Consider the following 17,379-nt stretch of genomic DNA (forward strand, 5'->3'; position numbering starts at 1 on the left):
TGACATGCCGGGGGCGGACCGGGACGGGTTAACGGCAGGCCCCGCCGACCGATTGCAAGCGGTCGGCGGGGCCATTGTGGCTCTTGACAGCGGATTGGGTCATATGAGCGAAAGCCCGCCAGAGCGAGCAAGGTGCCTTCAAACGAGGCGGCATTGACCTTCTGGTCATGCCGCCGAAGTTGAAAGGCAGATTGCCGCTCTGGCGGGCTTGCAGCGTCGAGCTGTTACGGCGTTTGGTAAACCGCCGTAACTAAAAACGGTTGCCGCGGAAGCCGCCGCCGTTGCGGCCGCCACGGTCGCCGCCTCGACCGCCGCGGTCGCCGCCACGGTTGCCGCCGAAGCCGCCACGGTTGCCACCGCGGTCGCCATAGCCACCACGGTTGCCGCCAAAGCCGCCGCGACCGCCACGGTCGCCGCCACGGTCACCAAAGCCGCCACGGCCACCGCGACCACCACGGTCGCCGCCACGGCCACCGCGGTCGCCAAAGCTGCCGCGACCGCCACGGTCGCCGCCACGGCCACCACGGTCGTCACGGCCGCCGCGAGGACCGCGATCCTCGTCCAGACCCATGGCGACGAGCGGAGCGATAACCTTATCGAGCGCGGCCATCAGCTCGGTGGCCTCCTCGTAAGAAAGCTCGGGCAGGAGCTTCTCCTTCTTGTTGGCAAGCTCGACCAGGCCCTCAGCGGCATCCTCGGCAGCGAAGACGACAATCTTGCGCATATCGCCCTCGGCGTTGTCGATGCGGCCGACCAGATCGGCAGCCTCGGCCTCGGCCATCAGGCCATCGAGCTCACGAAGGCGCATGCCCAGCAGGTCGGACATTTCCTTCTGCTCCATCTTGGGCTTGAGGTCAAGGAGCTTGATGGCGCGCTCGATGTTCGCCATACGCTCGGCCTTGGCCTCCTCCTCCTTGGAAATAGCAAAGCGACGGCTACGCAGCAGGCGGGCGGCCTTCTGTATCTTGTCCATCAGCTCTTCGTCATCGTAATCAACGGCGGTCTCGACAACCTCGGCCTCCTCCTCGGCGGAAACCTCGTCAGCGGCCTTAACCTCGGTAGCTTCGGTCTCCACGGTCTCGACTGCCTCGACCTCGGCAGCCATGGTCTCGTTCTCGGTCTCGTTCATGATCTCTTCGTTCTCGGACATGAGACTCCTTCTTGGCCCTCTCGGGCATCATCGCCCCATTCGCGGGGCCCGTCGCGCACTCTTTGCGCTTTAAACATTCATGCCTCTCGGCAAAACGTCCATTAGTTTATGGTGTCGCCATCCAATCTAGCTGCAGAATCTATGTGCACACATTAATGCGACATGTCGCGGTATCATGGCCTGAACCAAACGTGTCCACCTTAAGGAGCCCGCCATGATTAAGCCCATCATGAAATCCGAGTTCTTTTTGCGCCTGCCTTCCGAAGACGCAGGGCCCGACGATGCCGTGATCGGGCAGGACCTCCTGGATACGCTCCACGAGCATGAGCACGAGTGCGTGGGGCTCGCCGCCAACATGATCGGCGTGCGCAAACGCATCATCTGCGTAAAGGACGGCAACAGGACGCTCCTGATGTACAACCCTCAAATTCTTGAGCAGGTCAATGCCTATCAGACCAGCGAAGGATGCCTCTCGCTGATCGGCGAGCGTCCCTGTACCCGCTATCGTCGCATTAAGGTGGAGTATTTGGACGAGAACTTCGTCCACCGCATCAAAAACTTCTCGGGCTACACCGCCGAGATCATCCAGCACGAAATCGACCACTGCAACGGCGTTGTTATATAGTTCCGCGAGTCAAGGAAAATGATCTGTTTTCCTCCGTCCCCTTTGGATCATGGTAACGACGCAGGCTGAGCACACGACAGCGAGCGAGCCGCATTTGCGCCAAGGTGACGTGAAATGAGAGGGCGCTGACCTTCTGGTCGCGCCCTCGAAATTGAACGTCAGATTGGCGTGAATGCGGCTCGCGTAGCGTCAAGCGGTCCGCCGTTCGGTAGAACGGCGGAACCAATTAGGACTGGCGGTAGTGATCAAAGAAATCGGCGAGGTCTTCGAGCGACTCTTTGAGCACTTCCATGCGCGGCAGGTACACGATGCGGAAGTGATCGGGCTCAGCCCAGTTGAAGCCGCCGCCACGCGTGATGAGGATCTTCTTCTCGTGCAGCAGGTCGAGGGCAAACTGCTCGTCATCGGTGATGTTGAACTTTTTAACATCCATCTTGGGGAAGATATAAAACGCCGCACGCGGCTTGACCACCGAGATGCCGTCGATCTTGCTGAGCGCCTCATACACAAAGTTGCGCTGCTCGTAGACACGACCGCCGGGGCGGATGTAGTCGTTGACCGACTGATGGCCGCCAAGCGCCGTCTGGACGATCGACTGGGCCGGCACGTTGGAGCACAGGCGCATGTTGGAGAGCATGTTGATGCCCATGATGAAGTCGCTCATGCAGCGCTGGTTGCCCGAAAGCACCATCCAGCCAATGCGATAGCCCGCGATCATATGCGACTTGGACAGGCCGCTAAACGTAATGCAGGGCAGGTCGGGGGCGAGCGATGCAATGGAGACGTGCTCGTAGCCGTCCATGCACAGGCGGTCATAGATCTCGTCGGCAAAAATCATGAGCTGGTGCCTGCGCGCGATCTCAACGATGCCCTCGAGCACCTCGCGCGGATAGACAGAGCCCGTGGGGTTGTTGGGGTTGATGATGACGAGGGCCTTGGTCGCGCTCGTGACCTTGGACTCCATATCCTGCAGATCGGGATACCAATCGGCCTGCTCATCACACAGATAGTGCACGGGATGTCCACCGGCAAGAGTTGCGCACGCCGTCCACAGCGGATAATCGGGGCTGGGAATCAGAATCTCGTCGCCATTGTCGAGCAGCGCGTTCATCGAAAGCTGAATGAGCTCGGACACGCCGTTGCCCGTGTAGATATGTTCCATCTGAACATTGGGCAGGCCCTTGATCTGCGAATACTGCATGATCGCCTTGCGCGCAGAGAACAGACCGCGCGAGTTGGAATAGCCTTCGCAGTCGGGCAGCTGCTGGCGCATGTCCTTAATGACCTCATCGGGCGTGCGGAAACCAAAGGGCGCCGGATTACCGATGTTGAGCTTGAGGATGCACTCGCCTTCGTCCTCCATACGGGCTGCCTCGTCGACAACGGGGCCGCGCACGTCATACAGAACGTTCTCGAGTTTGGTGGATTTAGAAAAAGTACGCATGGTGGTGCTCCTTGCAATTTGAGCTGAGGGATAGGGTTCGGGCTTGGAAACGTTGTGGGTCGATGATGTCTCGCCTTGATCGGCGTCACCGGCGAGCAGCCAGGTAACATCGACCTCCAAAATGCGGGCAAGCAGCTCTGCCACATCGCGCCGCGGAATCGTCTTGCCGCTCACATATTGGCTCATCTGACTCTTGCCGAGTTTTTTGCCGAGCATCTCAGATGCGCGGATTACGTCCGACTGGCGAGCGTCGCGATCGGACATAGCCTGTCGCAGGCGATCGCTAAACGTCTTTTGGGTCACAGGAACCTCCTTGCTGGCAAAGTTCAATTTATAGAACACGAATTGAACCAAGGTTCAATTTAGCAAGCAGTATAGCGCCGTGCTATTTCTAAAAGTTCAATTTCAAAAATAACATGACCCAAACCTCAAGATTTACCCCAAGGCGGTAACGACGTGCGCCCATTTAGAGGTATTCGAGAAAACGGGCGGCGGCAAGCGAAACATCGGCCGTTCGATATATGGCGTTGATCTGCCGATGGGGATGCCCTTCGAGCGGACGCACGGCAACATCGAACTGACAGCGGCGCATGATGAGAGCGGGAAGAATGCTCACACCCAGGCCGTCCTCGACCATAGCCATAATCGCATAGTCATCCCAGGTCGACAGTTTTGAGTGCACTGCCAGTCCCGCCCGACGAAACAGCGGCGTAATCTCGTCATCGGTGCCGCGTTCTAGCAGAATAAACTGCTCGTTGGCCAAGTCGGTAAGAGAGACGACCTCCGCCGTGGCAAACAACGAGCCTGACGGCACTACCGCCATTAACTCGTCGCGCACCAAAGGCAGCGATGTCATGCCGTTTTCTCGGGGCTCACGAGGGATAAAGCCCAGATCGCAGCGACCCTCTGCCACCCATTGTTCAATCTCTGAATAGTCGCCCATCAGCAACTCGTAATCGACGTCTGGATGATCAGCACGAAAACGCGCAATCACCGGCGGCAGCACGTGGGTCGCCACGCTCGAAAACGTACCGATGCAGATTTTGCCGCGCATGAGCCCGCGCATCTCATCCACCCGTCGCTGCAAGCGAACGAATTCCTCGCAGAGCGCCTCGACAGCCGGCATGACCTGCCGCCCGTCGGCAGAAAGAGCAACACCTTCACGACTGCGGTCGAGCACCTTAAAGCCCCAATCGGCCTCAAGATCGGCCACCATGCGGCTCACGCCCGATTGCGAGTAGCTCAGGCGCTCGGCAGCACGCGTAAAGCTTCCAGCGCGCACGGTCTCCAGCAGCACCTGCATCTTTTGAATATTCGTTTCCACGACATGCCTCCACCTTTGCATGAGTTTTTGTCATGTTTTCCATGCATTATATTCGCTTTTCTTCTAAAGCCAGTTCAACCATAGTGAACATGCACGGATATAGAGGGGACGGCAGCGCATGAACAACGGATTGATTACGTATTTAGCAGCATTGTTGTTGTTTGGCTCCAACGGCATCATCGCTGCGGCCATCGCACTCCCGAGCTCCGATATCGTGCTGCTGCGCACTTTTCTGGGAGCCCTTTCGCTTGTCACCATCCTCGCCATTACCCAACGCCATAAGCTGCAGGCGCCTTCTCGCCCCCGCGAAGCCGCAGCCCTCCTCCTCTCGGGAGCCGCACTAGGCGCCAGCTGGATTTTTCTGTTCCGCGCTTATCAGACGATCGGCGTCGGCGTTTCTTCGCTGCTGTACTACTGCGGCCCCATCATCGTCATGGCCCTCTCGCCGTTTATCTTTGGCGAAAAACTAACCGGTGGCAAAATCGCCGGGTTTATCGCAGTCGCCTGCGGCGCTTTTCTTATTGCAGCGCAAGGTCTAGGCGGCAATATGCCCATTGCGGGCATCGTCTGCGGAATCGCCTCGGCCTTCTGTTATGCATTGATGGTCATCGCCAGCAAGGGCGCGCCGCACATCGAAGGCCTCGAGAACTCCGCGCTCCAGGTGAGCGCCGCCTTTGTGACCGCGCTGGTCCTTACACTCGTCACCCAAGGCACCCCCTCATTCCTGTCCGCCAGCATCGCCGCAACCATCGATTGGCGCGCCGTCGCTATGCTCGGCGTCGTCAACACCGGCATCGGTTGTCTGCTCTACTTTAGCGCCGTCGCCAAACTGCCCGTGCAGACCGTCGCTGTCGTCGGCTACCTCGAGCCGCTTTCGGCCGTCGTGTTCTCGTCCGCCCTTTTGGGCGAAGTCATAACACCGGTCCGCCTGATGGGCGCCGTGCTTATCATCGGCGGCGCGATCTCTTGCGAACTCGCCGGTAAACGCTCAGGCGCCAAGACCGGTATCGCTCAGGCAGCACGCGTCTAAAAGTTCCCTCTTCAGTTTCAAAGCAGGGGCGCGTCCGCGGTTATTACATTGCAGCAAAGCCATACAGCGGATGCGCCCCTGTTTTGAAATGCTACCTGCGTACATAAATAATCCCCAGCTGGGGATTATTGTCTACAATTACCCGATGTGCCAAACAGCTCTTGTATGTATAAAGACGGCATAAAAGTTATCTGTCCAAGACAGATAACCGGATGTCCAAGGGAGTCCACGTGGCGCACGCCAAACTGGAGGCAAACCTCCAAGACCAGCACGGTCAAGTACGTGGTAATCGCCATGAAGGCCGACAACCACAACGAGGGCGGCATCTTCGCCCTGTTTAGCCTGGTGCGCAAAGTGGCGCCGTGGCTGATCCTACCTGCCATGATCGGCGGCGCGGCGCTGCTCGCCAATAACTCCAGCTCGAGGTTCAGATCGAGGAAGCCGAGGAAATGGATGTCGGTATCTTCTCGGACGAGCTTGGCAACGGCAACGAAGCCGGTAGGGACATGAACGTCGACCCCACCGAGCTGCTCGGGAGCGTCGCCGATACGCCCGAACAGCAACAGTTCGACGGCCTCGAGAGCGAACAACTCAACGACGCCAACTTCTAACGACGTCGCGCGTCGACGACAGCGGCCCTGCGCCTCACGAGAGGCGCAGGGCCGCTTTGCGTTGCAGTAAAGCCGCCGGCTACGAACGACGCGGCTCGGGAACCACGAGCCTATCGGGGCTCGCGCCCTCGGCATCCATCAGGCTCACGTAGCGAATCGACGGATCCTCATACGTTGAGTAATAGTAATTGCCCGTGCGCGCGCTAAAGCATCCGGTGTAGATAGTCTTCTCGAACTTGCCGTCACCCATCTTGGACGCACCCTCGATCATCGCCACCCCCTCGAGCGAGCGGAACATGCGAATGACGTTCTCGGCCTCGCTGTCTTTTTGCGGGTAATTGGCATTGAGGTACGCCGCCTTTACAAAACGGCTCGGCGAATAGCAGTCACCCGGAATACCGCGCATGCCGGCACCCGCGCCATAGGGCTTGAGCTCGGCGCCACGCCATGTCGCCGTCTGAGGAAAATCGCTTGTGGCGGTGATATAGGTGCGCAGGTTTTCCATGTGCCACGGGAAGGTCGGCTGATTGGCAAGGGTGTCGACCGGATCGTCGTATACATGCAGACCGTCAGCCATCATCTCGACCACGATGCTGCGCCGGCTGTCGCCGATAATCCAATGGAGCAGCGACACACCCAGCCCCTCTCCGGCAGATTTGGCAACAATCACCGTGTCGCGCAGCGCAGCCTCGACCTCGTCGACCGTCGAGAACGTCGCTGCCACCCACAGGGGAAACTCATAGGCCGCGATATTGGCCTTTCCATCAACCGGGTCCTCGGCATACTCGGCATAACCGGGAAAGTTGAGCCCTGCCACAGCCAGACCCGCATCGTTACCACAGTCGAAAAACATAGGATAGTTCTTGTAATCGATGCACATGCCGATTACCGCGTGTGCCGCCGACGCATCGTCGATAAACGAATACGGGATATGGAACCCGCGGGGCATCACGCGAACCTGTTGGCCGTAGCTAAAGCTCCAGTCGAGGTTGCGACCCAGATACATGTTGCCGGAATTATCGGTAAATCGAATGCTCGTGCACATGGCGCCTCCTAGCCATACGTCCTTGTTAAGCTCATTGTTACCAAACAAATAGGCGCTAAACACAAAAGCCCGGACATGACAATAACGTCACGCCCGGACCACACAAGCAAGATAAACTCAACCAAGTCAACCTCGCAGGTCGTCTAAGGAGTCAAAGTACCGCAGATTGCCACGAAAGAGGAGCGAAGCGTACTTAAGGTACGCGAGCGACGATTGAGCGGCAAGGTGCGGTACTTTGGTCCCCTTAGACCAACTTTCCAAGACAGTGATCAATCATATGCTGGATCATTTGTGCCTCAAAGCCCGTGTAGTCGCGGCGGCACTCCTTCATCTTGCCGTCGACGATCTGGTCAAAGGCAACCTTGCACTTGATATAGCGCGTGGACTTGGTGATTTCGTCGTGCGTCAGGCAGCTCTCCTCCATCTTGCTGGCGCCCAGGCCAAACACCAGACGGGGGTTGTAGAGCACGTGGGGCTCGCCGGCGTCGTCCAGATAGACGCAGACCTTCTTGGTGACGCCAATCTGGTTGGCGGCAAGGCAGCCGGCGTCCTCGAGCGACTTGATGGTATCGATCAGGTCCTGTGCGACCGACTCGTCCTCGACAGTCGCAACCTCGCAACGCTGGGACAGGATAGCCTCGTCGCGGCAGAGCTCTTTAATCATACGTTCCTCCAAAGAGTTCAATGTAACTGCTTAAGTATACGGTACCTACACATTTTCATGCGAAAAATACCGTCCGCCTGTTACAAAGCGCCGAACTTCAACATGCGAGAAACATCGACCTTCCAAAGGCGATATAGTAGGTAAGTTCGTGTCAATCGGCCTAAACTCGGGGCCGAACAAGGAAAGGGTATGCATGGACGAACTTTTTCACGTCAGCGAGCGCAAGTCCACAATCGGGACCGAACTTCGCGCTGGACTGACAACATTCCTGGCGATGGCCTACATCATCGCCGTCAACCCTGCGGTGCTCTCGGGCGCTGGCATCGATGCGGGAGCGCTCGCCTGCGCCACCTGTCTGGGCGCCGGCATCATGACCATCTGCATGGGCATCTTCGCCAACCGCCCGCTCGCCTGTGCGTCGGGCCTGGGCATCAACGCCATGATTGCGGGCATCACCGCCGCCATGTGCGGCGGTGACTGGCACGTTGCCATGAGTGTTATCTTCCTCGAAGGTATCATCATCTTGCTACTCGTCCTTTGCGGCCTGCGCGAGGCCATCATGGACGCCATCCCCGTGGTCCTGCGCCACGCCATCTCGGTGGGTCTGGGCCTGTTTATCGCCATGATCGGCCTGTGCGACGCCGGTATCATCACCGCTGGCGCCGGTACGCTCGTCGGCCTGGGCGATATCGCCTCCCCCACCTTTATCGTCGGCATCATCTCCATCGTCGTGACGGTTGCCCTTGCTTCCCGCAACGTGCCGGGCTCACTGCTCATCGGCATCATCGTCGCCGTTATCGCCGGTATCCCGCTGGGCGTCACCCATGCGCCCGAGGGTCTCATCGCACCGCTCGACTTCTCGACCTTTGGCGCCCCGTTTGCCAGCACTGCTGATGGCAACATGGCCATCGTGAAGGTCCTGACCGACCCGATGCTGCTCGTCGTTGCCTTCTCGCTGCTCATGAGTGACTTCTTCGACACCATGGGCACCGCGATGGCCGTCGCCAAGCAGGGCGAGTTCTTGACCGAGGACGGCAATGTCGAGGACATCCGTCCCATCCTGGTCGTCGACTCCGTGGCCGCCGCTGCCGGTGGCTTTATGGGCGTCTCCTCCATCACCACCTTCGTCGAGTCCACCTCTGGTGCTGCCGACGGTGGCCGCACCGGCCTCACCTCCGTCACCACCGGCGTGCTGTTCATTCTCGCCGCGTTCTTCTCCCCCATCGTCACCATCGTTTCCAGCGCCGCCACCTGCGGTGCTCTGGTCTACGTCGGCTACCTCATGATGAGCGAGGCCTCCGAGATCGACTGGTCCGACGTGTCGCAGGGTTTCCCAGCGTTCATGATTGTCGCCGGCGTGCCCTTCACCTACTCCATCTCTGCCGGCATCGGTCTGGGCTTTATCGCCTTCGTGGTTGTCGCGCTCTTTAAGGGCGAGGCCTCCAAGATCAAGCCGCTCATGTGGATCGCAGCACTCGCCTTCCTCGTCTACTTCTTTGTAGCGTAAGGGCAAAGCTGCCAAAGCAAAACCTCAAGGCGCAGAGTCGTATCAAGCGGCTCTGCGCCTTTCTTTTAGCGACGGTCCCTACGCCGACGTGCGACAATCGTATTTGTAGATGTCGAAATGCAGAGAGAAGCTTGTCATGGAAGCGCGTCAAAAGCAGATAACCATTCATTCAAGGCATGTCGAAAGCGCGCCCGTCATTTTCCTTCCCGCGGTCATGGGTGACGGCACCGAGGTCTATAGCCGTTGTCTTGAGCTTGATTGCCCGCCATTCACCCTGGTCGCCATTGGCGGGCTCAATTGGAATCGCGAGCTGAGCCCTTGGGAATGCGACGGAACCGTGCGCGATGCCGAGCCCTTTGGTGGTCAGGCGTCCGAGTTTCTCGATGAACTGCTGAATCGGATAATCCCAGAGGTCGAGCCATCACTTCCCTGCCCGCCTACCTGGCGCGGCATTGCCGGTTACTCATTGGCGGGTCTCTTTTCGCTTTGGTCGCTCTGGCAGACCGATGCCTTTAACCGTGCCGCAAGCGCATCGGGGTCCCTATGGTTTCCCGGATTTGTCGATTACGCACACGGGCACACGATGCCAGCCGCGCCCAACGCCGTCTATCTATCACTCGGCAAAAAGGAGACCAAGACGCCCAACCGCATGATGCGGCACGTACTCGACGACACGCGCGCAATGGAAAAACTACTCGGCGACCGAGGCATCCCCGCGACCTTCGAGCTCAACCCCGGTAACCACTTTGCCCAAACCGATGTGCGCATGGCCCGCGGCATACACTGGATACTGACGCATTAAAAATGGCGCCCACGCGTACGCACGGGCGCCATTTTTTTGATTTAGCTGAACACAACTACTACTCGACAGTCTCCTCAAGTTCAGAAACGGCGAACTCAAAGTCGTTGCCAGGCAGAATCGCGTTGAGCACGATGCCCACCAGCGAGCCCACGGCAAGGCCCGAAAGCGAAATCGTCACGCCGCCCAGCTCCAGCACGATGGCACCGGCGGCGCTGTAGGCAATGCCGAGTGAAAGCACGAGCACCAGAGCGGTCACCAGCACGTTGCGGTTGTTCTGGAAATCGACCTGGTTCTCGATGAGGTTACGGACGCCCACGGCGCTGATCATGCCATAGAGCACGAGCGACACGCCGCCGATAACGCATGCCGGCATGGCGGCGATCACGGCAGCGAACTTGGGGCAGAACGAAAGCACGATGGCGCAGCACGCGGCAATGCGAATCACGCGCGGGTCAAACACACGCGTCAGGGCGAGCACGCCGGTGTTCTCGCCATACGTGGTGTTGGCCGGAGCGCCAAAGAGCGAAGCCAGAATCGTGGCGAGACCATCACCGAGCAGCGTGCGATGCAGGCCGGGATCGGCGATGTAGTTGCGCTCGCAGGTGGAGCCAATAGCGGATATATCGCCGATATGCTCGATCATGGTTGCAAAGGCCAGCGGCATGATGGTGATGATGGCCGTCGTGGCAAGGCCGCTATCGAACTGCGGCCCAAAGAGTGCAAACACCGTGTTGTCCCACACGACAGGCAAGCCAAGCCAGGGAGCGGCTGCGACGCCGGAGAAATCGACCTCGCCCAGCGCAGCCGCAACGGCATAGCTCACCACGACGCCCAGTAAAATCGGCACGATCTTGACCATGCCGCGACCCCAAATATTGCAGATGACGATTACGGCGACGGCAACCACGGCAACGAGCCAGTTAGTCTGGCAGTTGGCAATAGCGGAACTCGCCAGGATCAGACCGATCGAAATGACAATGGGGCCAGTCACCACCGGCGGGAAGAAGCGCATGACGCGCTTGGCACCAAACGCGCGGAAGAGCGCCGCAAGCACTGGGTAGAGCAAACCGGCGCAGGCAACGCCCAGGCAAGCGTAGGGCAATAGCTCGGCCTCGCCGTTGGGCGCGATTGCGGCATAACCGGCAATAAAGGCAAACGATGAGCCCAAAAATGCGGGGACCTTACCGCGTGACAGGAAGTGGAAGAGCAGCGTGCCCAAGCCGGCAAACAAAAGCGTTGCCGATACCGAAAGGCCGGTGAGCACGGGCACCAGCACCGTGGCACCAAACATGGCAAACAGGTGCTGCAGACCGAGCAGGAACATGCGCGGGCAGCCGAGCGACGAAGCGTCGTAGATGGCATCGGTGACGGCGGGCGTCGAGGACTGGGACATGGATGTCCTTTCGAATGGAAGGGCGCTCGGGCATAGCGGATAACCTGCCCGAACGATACGGTCCGAACCATTGTACGCGATACACCATGTCTCGCACGCGCCGTCACTTGCAAACGGTACCGCTATTTCCAAACACGTTCGGCAATACGCTTGACCAGCGCGATCTTTGCCCACTGCTCGCCTTCGGTCAGCTTGTTGCCAATCTCGCAGCTGGCAAAGCCGCACTGCGGAGAAAGATACAGATTCTCAAGCGGCACGTACTTTGCTGCCTCATGAATACGCTCGACGATCGCGTCCTCGTCCTCGAGCTCGGCTGCCTTGGTGGTCACCAGGCCCAACACGACCTTCTTACCGGGCGCAACATACCTGAGCGGCTCAAAACCACCGGCGCGCGGAGTGTCGAACTCCAGATAGAACGCGTCAACGTCCTCATGCGCAAACAGGTACGGGGCGATGGGATCATAGCCGCCCTCAAAGGCATAAGTAGAGTGGTAGTTGCCACGGCATACATGCGTATTGATCACCAAGTCGTTAGGCTTGCCCGCGATGGCGGCATTGTTGAGCGCCACGCCCAGCTCGCTCACCTTTTGCAGGTCAACCGGGCTCATGCCGGTCTTGGACACAAAGTCAGTATCGCAATAGATGCCCCAGGTGCAGTCATCAAATTGGATGTTGCGGCAACCCGCGGTATACAGATCGGCAATCACGGTGCGGTATGCCGCGGCGATGGCATCGGCGAGCTCTTCGTCGGTCTTGTAGACGGCGCGCAGGCTCTCCTGCTGGCCATCGCAGCGGTCGAGCGTGACTTCGGAGAACGTCTGGATCGGCGCCGGAATGGTTTGCCGCGCGACCTGGCTCTCCCCCTCGAGCGCCTTGACAAACTTGAAGTGCTCGACGAACGGATGGTTCTCGCCGCTAATAGGTCCGGTCACCACGGCGGTGTCGGCGGTAGTCTCCTCATCGTGGAACATATAGCCCGTACGCGAGGTGCGGCGCTCGATGCCGTTGAGACCCCACATAAAATCGAGGTGCCAGTAGCTGCGGCGGAACTCGCCATCGGTGATGACCTGCAGGCCGGCGGCCTTTTGCTTTGCCACCAAATCGCGAATGGCCTCGTCCTCGACTGCCTTAAGTCCCTCGGCATCAAGCGCGCCTGCCGCATAGGCAGCGCGGGCGTCCTTTACGGCCTGCGGACGAAGAAAACTGCCGACGATATCGGCGCGAAACGGCGCTTTGAGCTGGGTGGAATTGCTCATAGGAATCTCCTTTTGCATGGAATGCTTTGGCGAGAAAGAGTATGAGCGCACTCCTGGTTATCGTAAAATATGCGTTTATATATGTTTGCCATATAGTTTTCCTATAGCCATTTCGACAGCTCAAGACAGCAACATCAAACGCTACCGGTTAGATATGCCTCCGGATGGCCTCGACATAAGCCTGTCCATAGCGCGTGAGCGTCGTATTCTTGCGCGTGATAATGCCAATCTCCATGTATTCATCTACATCGAGCGGAATCGAGATAATACCGGGGCCATTAAGCTCGTGGCTAATCACGCCCGAACACACCGTGTAGCCGTTGAGGCCCATGGCTAGGTTGAACAAGGTCGCACGGTCGCGCACGCGGATATTCTTGCGGCGCTCAAACGTCGAGGTCAGTTCCTCGGAATAGTAAAACGAGTTGTAGCTGCCTTGCTCGTAGGACAAAAACGGATACTCCTCGAGGTCATCGAGCGTCACGCTGGCGTGGTCCGCCAGTGGATGGTCGGCGCATACAAAGACGTGCGGCGTGGCGCAGAAGAGTCCTTCGAATACGAGCTCGTTGGCCGCCAGCATGCGCTCGATAACCTCGCGGTTATGTTCGGATAAGTACAGAATGCCCAGTTCACTCTTCATGTGCGCGACATCTTCGATGATCTCGTGAGTCTGTTCCTCGCGCAGGGTAAAGTCGTAGCGCGCGGCATCGAACTCACGGATCACGTCGACAAACGCATTAACGGCAAAGGAATAATGCTGACAGCTCACACTAAAGTGCGGCACTTGCTCGGATGCGCCCTTGTACTTGCCCTCGAGCAGGTCGGCCTGATCGAGTACCTGGCGCGCGTAGCCCAAGAATGTCTCGCCTTCCTCGGACACAATGACGCCCTTGTTGGTGCGCTCAAAGATGTGCACACCCATCTCGTTTTCGAGATCGCGAATCGACGCGGTAATCGAAGGCTGCGACACAAAGAGCCGGCGCGAGGCCTCGGTAATACTGCCGCATTCGGCAACCTTAACAACATACCTGAGCTGCTGAAGCTTCATGACTTTCTCCCTAGACGTTCGTGACGCCATGACCCGTCGCGTCCACCTGGCGCATAAACGACGGCATCGCCCCCGTCGCGGCGCAGGCGGCAATCTCATGCAGAGCCCCGGCAACCGCATCGTCTGCCGCAGCACCGATATGCCAACGCGCGGAAGCCGTGACGGCCTCATTGGCATTGGCGACTGCAACGGAGTTGGGAACGGCATTAATCATGGGCAGATCGTTATCGGAATCGCCGAACACCGCCACCTCGTCGGGCGTTAGGCCCAAAGCACGCGCCAGCTCCAGCGTGGCACAGCCCTTGTCCCAACCAGCCGGAAGAATGTCAAACAGGCGCACTCGGTTGTTGGGAAACACAAGCGAGAGTTCCGGCACCTCGGCGGCAACGCGCTCGCGTAGCTCCGCGAGCCCTTCACGCGAACGGGCACTCCAGATATTCGCCTTGAACACCGGCGCGTCACCGACAACGGGACGGCACGGGGCCTCTTCGCCTTTGAGCCACGCGTTGCCGCCCGACTCCATAGCGCGATGCACGCGCTCGGGGTCGCTCGTCACACAATAGGCGTCATTGTCCCAAAAGTCATCACCCAGGCTGTAGACCTTCAGATAGGTATCATCGGTCTCTTGCTCCAAGTAGTCAGCCAAGCGAATAAGGGCGGTATTGTCGGTCGCATGCGAGGCTACCACCTCGCCGTCGACAAACATGACCTGGCCGTTGCAGAACGCACCGGTCGAGAAGCACTCGGAGCGATTACGAAACATCCAGCCCATCGCGGACGGCTGACGGCCCGAAACCGGGCCAAAGTGCAGGCCCGCCGCCTGCATGGCATGAATGCCCTCGATGGCGTAGTCGCTGGCGCCGTCATGCCCGGCTGGAATCAGCGTATCGTCCATATCGGTCAGCACAAGTTTGATCATAGAGTCCCCCAGTCATTTTCACCGTATCCATTGTAGCGACCTGCCAATAAGGGACAGGTTTATTTTGGCAGGTTTTATCTGGGAAAATGCGACGCCCCAGTTGCCACCTACCAAAATAAACCTGTCCCTTTTTGGCAGGTGCGCTAGTATAGGGAACAACAGATTCGATGCGGGAGTGCCGGCGGTGCAAACCACAAGGCTGAGAGGGCATGGGGCCCAATCCTTTGAACCTGTCAGTTAATGCTGGCGTAGGGAGCATGCCGCCTTTACAGGGGCGCTGTCTATGCACAGCGCCCCTTTTCTATGCCAAGGAGGCATGTGCAGTGATTGATTCGAAACAGCTTAAACAAAATGTGGTCAAGGCCGTGGAGGAGATTCGCGCCACCAACCCGATGGCCGGCTCCATCACCAACACGGTGACGATCGACTTTGTCGCCAACGCGCAGCTCGCCGTAGGCGGTTCGGCCGCCATGGTCTATCTGCCCGACGAGGGCGAGGCGCTCGTTGCCGGCGGCGGCGCCATCTATCTCAACATGGGCACGCTCTTCCCCATCTACGAGCAGACGATTCCCCGTGCGGCCAAGGCGGCACACGACGCCGACAAGCCCTGGGTGCTCGATCCGGTGGGCCTGGGCATCGGTAGTCTGCGCACCCAGTTGGTAAACGAGCTCAAGCAGTACAAGCCCGCCATCGTGCGCGGCAACGCCTCCGAGATCATCGCGCTCGCCGGCCTATGGGGTCTTGAAGGCGAGGCGGCTGACCTGAGCCGCGTGCGCGGTGTCGATACCACCGATACGGTCGACGCCGCCCGCGGCGCTGCCGTGGCACTCGCCCGCTACACCGGCGGCGCCGTAGTGGTCTCGGGCGAAGTCGACCTGATTACCGACGGCACGACCGTGGCCAAGTCCCACGGCGGCAGCCCGCTCATGTCCAAGATTACCGGCTGTGGCTGCTCGCAGGGCGGCGTCCTGGCCGTGTACGCTTGCGCCGCCGATCCGTTTACGGCAGCCATCTGCGGTACCGCTGTCTACAACGTTGCCGGCACGCGTGCCGCCTCTGTCGCCGATGCCCCGGCAAGCTTTAAGGTCGCCTTTATCGACGAACTCTACCGCGCGACCGCTCAGGATATTGCGAATAACCACCTCGAGCTCGAGGAGGCATAAGCCATGTCCGAACCCGCAACCGCTGCCGACATGAACACGCTCGTCGCCGTAGCCATCGCCCCGTGCGGCACAGGCGACGAGCTGTCCGCCGAGGTCGCCGAGGTCGTGCGCGTCATTCGCGAGAGCGGCCTTCCCAACCGCACCACCTCGATGTTCACCGAGATCGAGGGCGACTGGGACGAGGTCATGCAGGTCGTACGCGACGCAACCTTTGTGTTGGCAAGCAAGGGCATCCGCACCGAAGTCGTGCTCAAAGCCGATATTCGACCCGGGTTTACCGACACCATGACCGGCAAACTCGAGCGCATGGAAGCGCAGATCAAAAAGCAGGAGGAAGCACGATGAGCATCCGCGACAACCTTGATATCTCGGCCTATCTGGTACTCGGCCCCGAAAACACGCTGGGACGTCCCGTGGGCGATGTGGTAGCGCAGGCGCTGGATGCCGGCTTTACCTGCATCCAGGTGCGCTCCAAGGTGGCAAGTGCCCGCGAGATCATCGCGCTGACGGGCGACGCCGCGCAGGCTATCGCTCGCGCCGGCAAGACCGGCAAGGTCGCCCTGCTTATCGACGACCGTCTGGACTGCGTACTCGCCGCACGCGAACAGGGTATCGCCGTCGACGGCGTGCATGTGGGCCAGAGCGATATTCCCGTCGATGTCTGCCGCAAGCTTCTGGGCCCCGATGCCATCGTGGGCCTTTCGGCCCGTTGCGAGGAAATGCTCGAGTACGTCAAGACCGCCGACATGAGCCTAGTCGACTACCTGGGCATCGGCCCGCTCCACGAGACCGAGACCAAGCGCGACTGTGGACGCGCGGCAGATGGCTCCATCATCACCAAGAGCTTTGAGGACCTGGCCGCGCTCCATGCGGCAAGCCCCGTTCCCATCGTGGTCGGCGGCGGCGTCAAAAAAGCCGATCTGCCGCAGCTCAAGGCCACCGGCGTCGAGGGCTTCTTTGTAGTGAGCGCCGTCTGCAGCGCTGACGACCCCCACGCCGCAGCCAAGGAGCTTGTCGACACCTGGCAGCAGGCATAGGCATAGGCCGAGCAGCTGATTCGCAGCCTCATATCTTCAATAGCGGAAAGCGCATCCCAGTTTGGACCTCCATTCTGGGATGCGCTTTCCATATAGAGAGTCAGCGGGAAACTGTGTCCCAGTCTAGACGTAGATTCCGGGATGCACTTTCCGGAATCCGCCGTCTGGGAAACTGTATCCCGTTCTGGGCGCAAATTCTGGGACATGCTTTCCGAAATCCGCCCAACGGGAAACTGTGTCCCAAACTACGGCCGGGACTGCGGACAAAAAGTTGGACCGTTGAGGTCCGGAACGGAGTCCGCATGGCATACAGTAGGAGAATGGTGGAGAGGGCCAGGGCGCTTCGCGGCGCCGGGCTCACCGT

Annotated in this window: 17 protein-coding genes, 1 pseudogene and 1 riboswitch; of the genes and pseudogenes, 9 read left to right on the forward strand and 9 right to left on the reverse strand. The window is 59.3% G+C overall.

The window, feature by feature from the left end:
* Positions 1-250: 250 nt before the first annotated feature.
* Positions 251-1,150 (reverse strand): hypothetical protein, encoded by a 900-nt coding sequence (locus tag ACTM82_RS08220; protein ID WP_441055803.1) that lies wholly within the window; start codon positions 1,148-1,150, stop codon positions 251-253.
* 214 nt (positions 1,151-1,364) lie between these two features.
* On the opposite strand from ACTM82_RS08220, the gene ACTM82_RS08225 reads away from it, so the two are divergent.
* The gene (locus ACTM82_RS08225) at positions 1,365-1,775 is read left to right on the forward strand and encodes a peptide deformylase (RefSeq protein WP_154517072.1); all 411 of its coding nucleotides are present in this window, start codon (positions 1,365-1,367) and stop codon (positions 1,773-1,775) included.
* Positions 1,776-2,001: 226 nt separating this feature from the next.
* On the opposite strand, the gene ACTM82_RS08230 is transcribed toward ACTM82_RS08225, so the two are convergent.
* Both ACTM82_RS08230 and ACTM82_RS08235 read right to left on the reverse strand, forming a co-directional pair.
* Positions 2,002-3,483 carry an aminotransferase class I/II-fold pyridoxal phosphate-dependent enzyme gene (locus tag ACTM82_RS08230; RefSeq protein WP_441055809.1) on the reverse strand — a complete coding sequence of 494 codons (1,482 nt, stop codon included), beginning with the start codon at positions 3,481-3,483 and terminating at the stop codon, positions 2,002-2,004.
* 202 nt (positions 3,484-3,685) lie between these two features.
* A complete protein-coding gene (locus tag ACTM82_RS08235; RefSeq protein ID WP_441055805.1) occupies positions 3,686-4,543 on the reverse strand; it encodes a LysR family transcriptional regulator in 858 nt (285 codons plus the stop codon).
* 118 nt (positions 4,544-4,661) lie between these two features.
* On the opposite strand from ACTM82_RS08235, the gene ACTM82_RS08240 reads away from it, so the two are divergent.
* The 3 genes and pseudogenes from ACTM82_RS08240 (at position 4,662) to ACTM82_RS08250 (ending at position 6,184) form a co-directional block, all read left to right on the forward strand.
* Entirely contained in the window at positions 4,662-5,573 is a 912-nt protein-coding gene (locus tag ACTM82_RS08240) for a DMT family transporter (RefSeq protein ID WP_441055807.1), read from the forward strand.
* 267 nt (positions 5,574-5,840) lie between these two features.
* Positions 5,841-5,984 (forward strand): annotated as a pseudogene (locus ACTM82_RS08245) (KUP/HAK/KT family potassium transporter); the annotation flags it as partial.
* A gap of 38 nt (positions 5,985-6,022) precedes the next feature.
* Entirely contained in the window at positions 6,023-6,184 is a 162-nt protein-coding gene (locus tag ACTM82_RS08250; protein WP_441055810.1) for a hypothetical protein, read from the forward strand.
* A 79-nt stretch (positions 6,185-6,263) separates the two neighbouring features.
* Here ACTM82_RS08250 and bsh read toward each other — a convergent pair whose 3' ends face one another.
* The gene (gene bsh, locus ACTM82_RS08255) at positions 6,264-7,229 is read right to left on the reverse strand and encodes a choloylglycine hydrolase (RefSeq protein ID WP_441055722.1); all 966 of its coding nucleotides are present in this window, start codon (positions 7,227-7,229) and stop codon (positions 6,264-6,266) included.
* 244 nt (positions 7,230-7,473) lie between these two features.
* Positions 7,474-7,893, reverse strand: coding sequence for a peptide deformylase (locus ACTM82_RS08260; RefSeq protein WP_154517060.1), 420 nt, complete (start codon positions 7,891-7,893; stop codon positions 7,474-7,476).
* Positions 7,894-8,086: 193 nt separating this feature from the next.
* Between ACTM82_RS08260 and ACTM82_RS08265 the strand changes: the two genes are divergently transcribed.
* Positions 8,087-9,400 (forward strand): NCS2 family permease, encoded by a 1,314-nt coding sequence (locus ACTM82_RS08265; RefSeq protein WP_441055724.1) that lies wholly within the window; start codon positions 8,087-8,089, stop codon positions 9,398-9,400.
* A 136-nt stretch (positions 9,401-9,536) separates the two neighbouring features.
* Positions 9,537-10,202 (forward strand): alpha/beta hydrolase, encoded by a 666-nt coding sequence (locus tag ACTM82_RS08270; protein WP_441055726.1) that lies wholly within the window; start codon positions 9,537-9,539, stop codon positions 10,200-10,202.
* Between the two features lie 58 nt (positions 10,203-10,260).
* Here ACTM82_RS08270 and ACTM82_RS08275 read toward each other — a convergent pair whose 3' ends face one another.
* From ACTM82_RS08275 to ACTM82_RS08290, 4 genes are all read right to left on the reverse strand, one after another.
* The gene (locus tag ACTM82_RS08275; RefSeq protein WP_441055728.1) at positions 10,261-11,595 is read right to left on the reverse strand and encodes a uracil-xanthine permease family protein; all 1,335 of its coding nucleotides are present in this window, start codon (positions 11,593-11,595) and stop codon (positions 10,261-10,263) included.
* Between the two features lie 122 nt (positions 11,596-11,717).
* Positions 11,718-12,851, reverse strand: coding sequence for a 5-methyltetrahydropteroyltriglutamate--homocysteine S-methyltransferase (locus ACTM82_RS08280; RefSeq protein ID WP_441055730.1), 1,134 nt, complete (start codon positions 12,849-12,851; stop codon positions 11,718-11,720).
* A gap of 148 nt (positions 12,852-12,999) precedes the next feature.
* Positions 13,000-13,896, reverse strand: a complete 897-nt coding sequence (locus ACTM82_RS08285) for a LysR family transcriptional regulator (protein ID WP_441017188.1) — start codon at positions 13,894-13,896, stop codon at positions 13,000-13,002.
* 10 nt (positions 13,897-13,906) lie between these two features.
* Complete coding sequence (locus ACTM82_RS08290) at positions 13,907-14,815, reverse strand: HAD-IIB family hydrolase (RefSeq protein WP_441041835.1); 909 nt, start codon at positions 14,813-14,815, stop codon at positions 13,907-13,909.
* A gap of 161 nt (positions 14,816-14,976) precedes the next feature.
* A riboswitch (TPP riboswitch) is annotated at positions 14,977-15,087 on the forward strand.
* A 51-nt stretch (positions 15,088-15,138) separates the two neighbouring features.
* On the opposite strand from ACTM82_RS08290, the gene thiM reads away from it, so the two are divergent.
* The 3 genes from thiM to ACTM82_RS08305 are packed head-to-tail and all read left to right on the forward strand — an operon-like array spanning position 15,139 to position 17,015.
* A complete protein-coding gene (gene thiM / locus ACTM82_RS08295; protein ID WP_441055732.1) occupies positions 15,139-15,978 on the forward strand; it encodes a hydroxyethylthiazole kinase in 840 nt (279 codons plus the stop codon).
* A gap of 3 nt (positions 15,979-15,981) precedes the next feature.
* Entirely contained in the window at positions 15,982-16,323 is a 342-nt protein-coding gene (locus ACTM82_RS08300; RefSeq protein WP_427719764.1) for a thiamine-binding protein, read from the forward strand.
* A complete protein-coding gene (locus tag ACTM82_RS08305; RefSeq protein ID WP_427719763.1) occupies positions 16,320-17,015 on the forward strand; it encodes a thiamine phosphate synthase in 696 nt (231 codons plus the stop codon). The genes ACTM82_RS08300 and ACTM82_RS08305 overlap by 4 nt, the downstream gene beginning before the upstream one ends.
* Positions 17,016-17,379 lie beyond the last annotated feature (364 nt).

Origin of the sequence: Collinsella sp. HCP3S3_E5 (assembly GCF_052067635.1) — a bacterium.
Classification (GTDB): domain Bacteria; phylum Actinomycetota; class Coriobacteriia; order Coriobacteriales; family Coriobacteriaceae; genus Collinsella.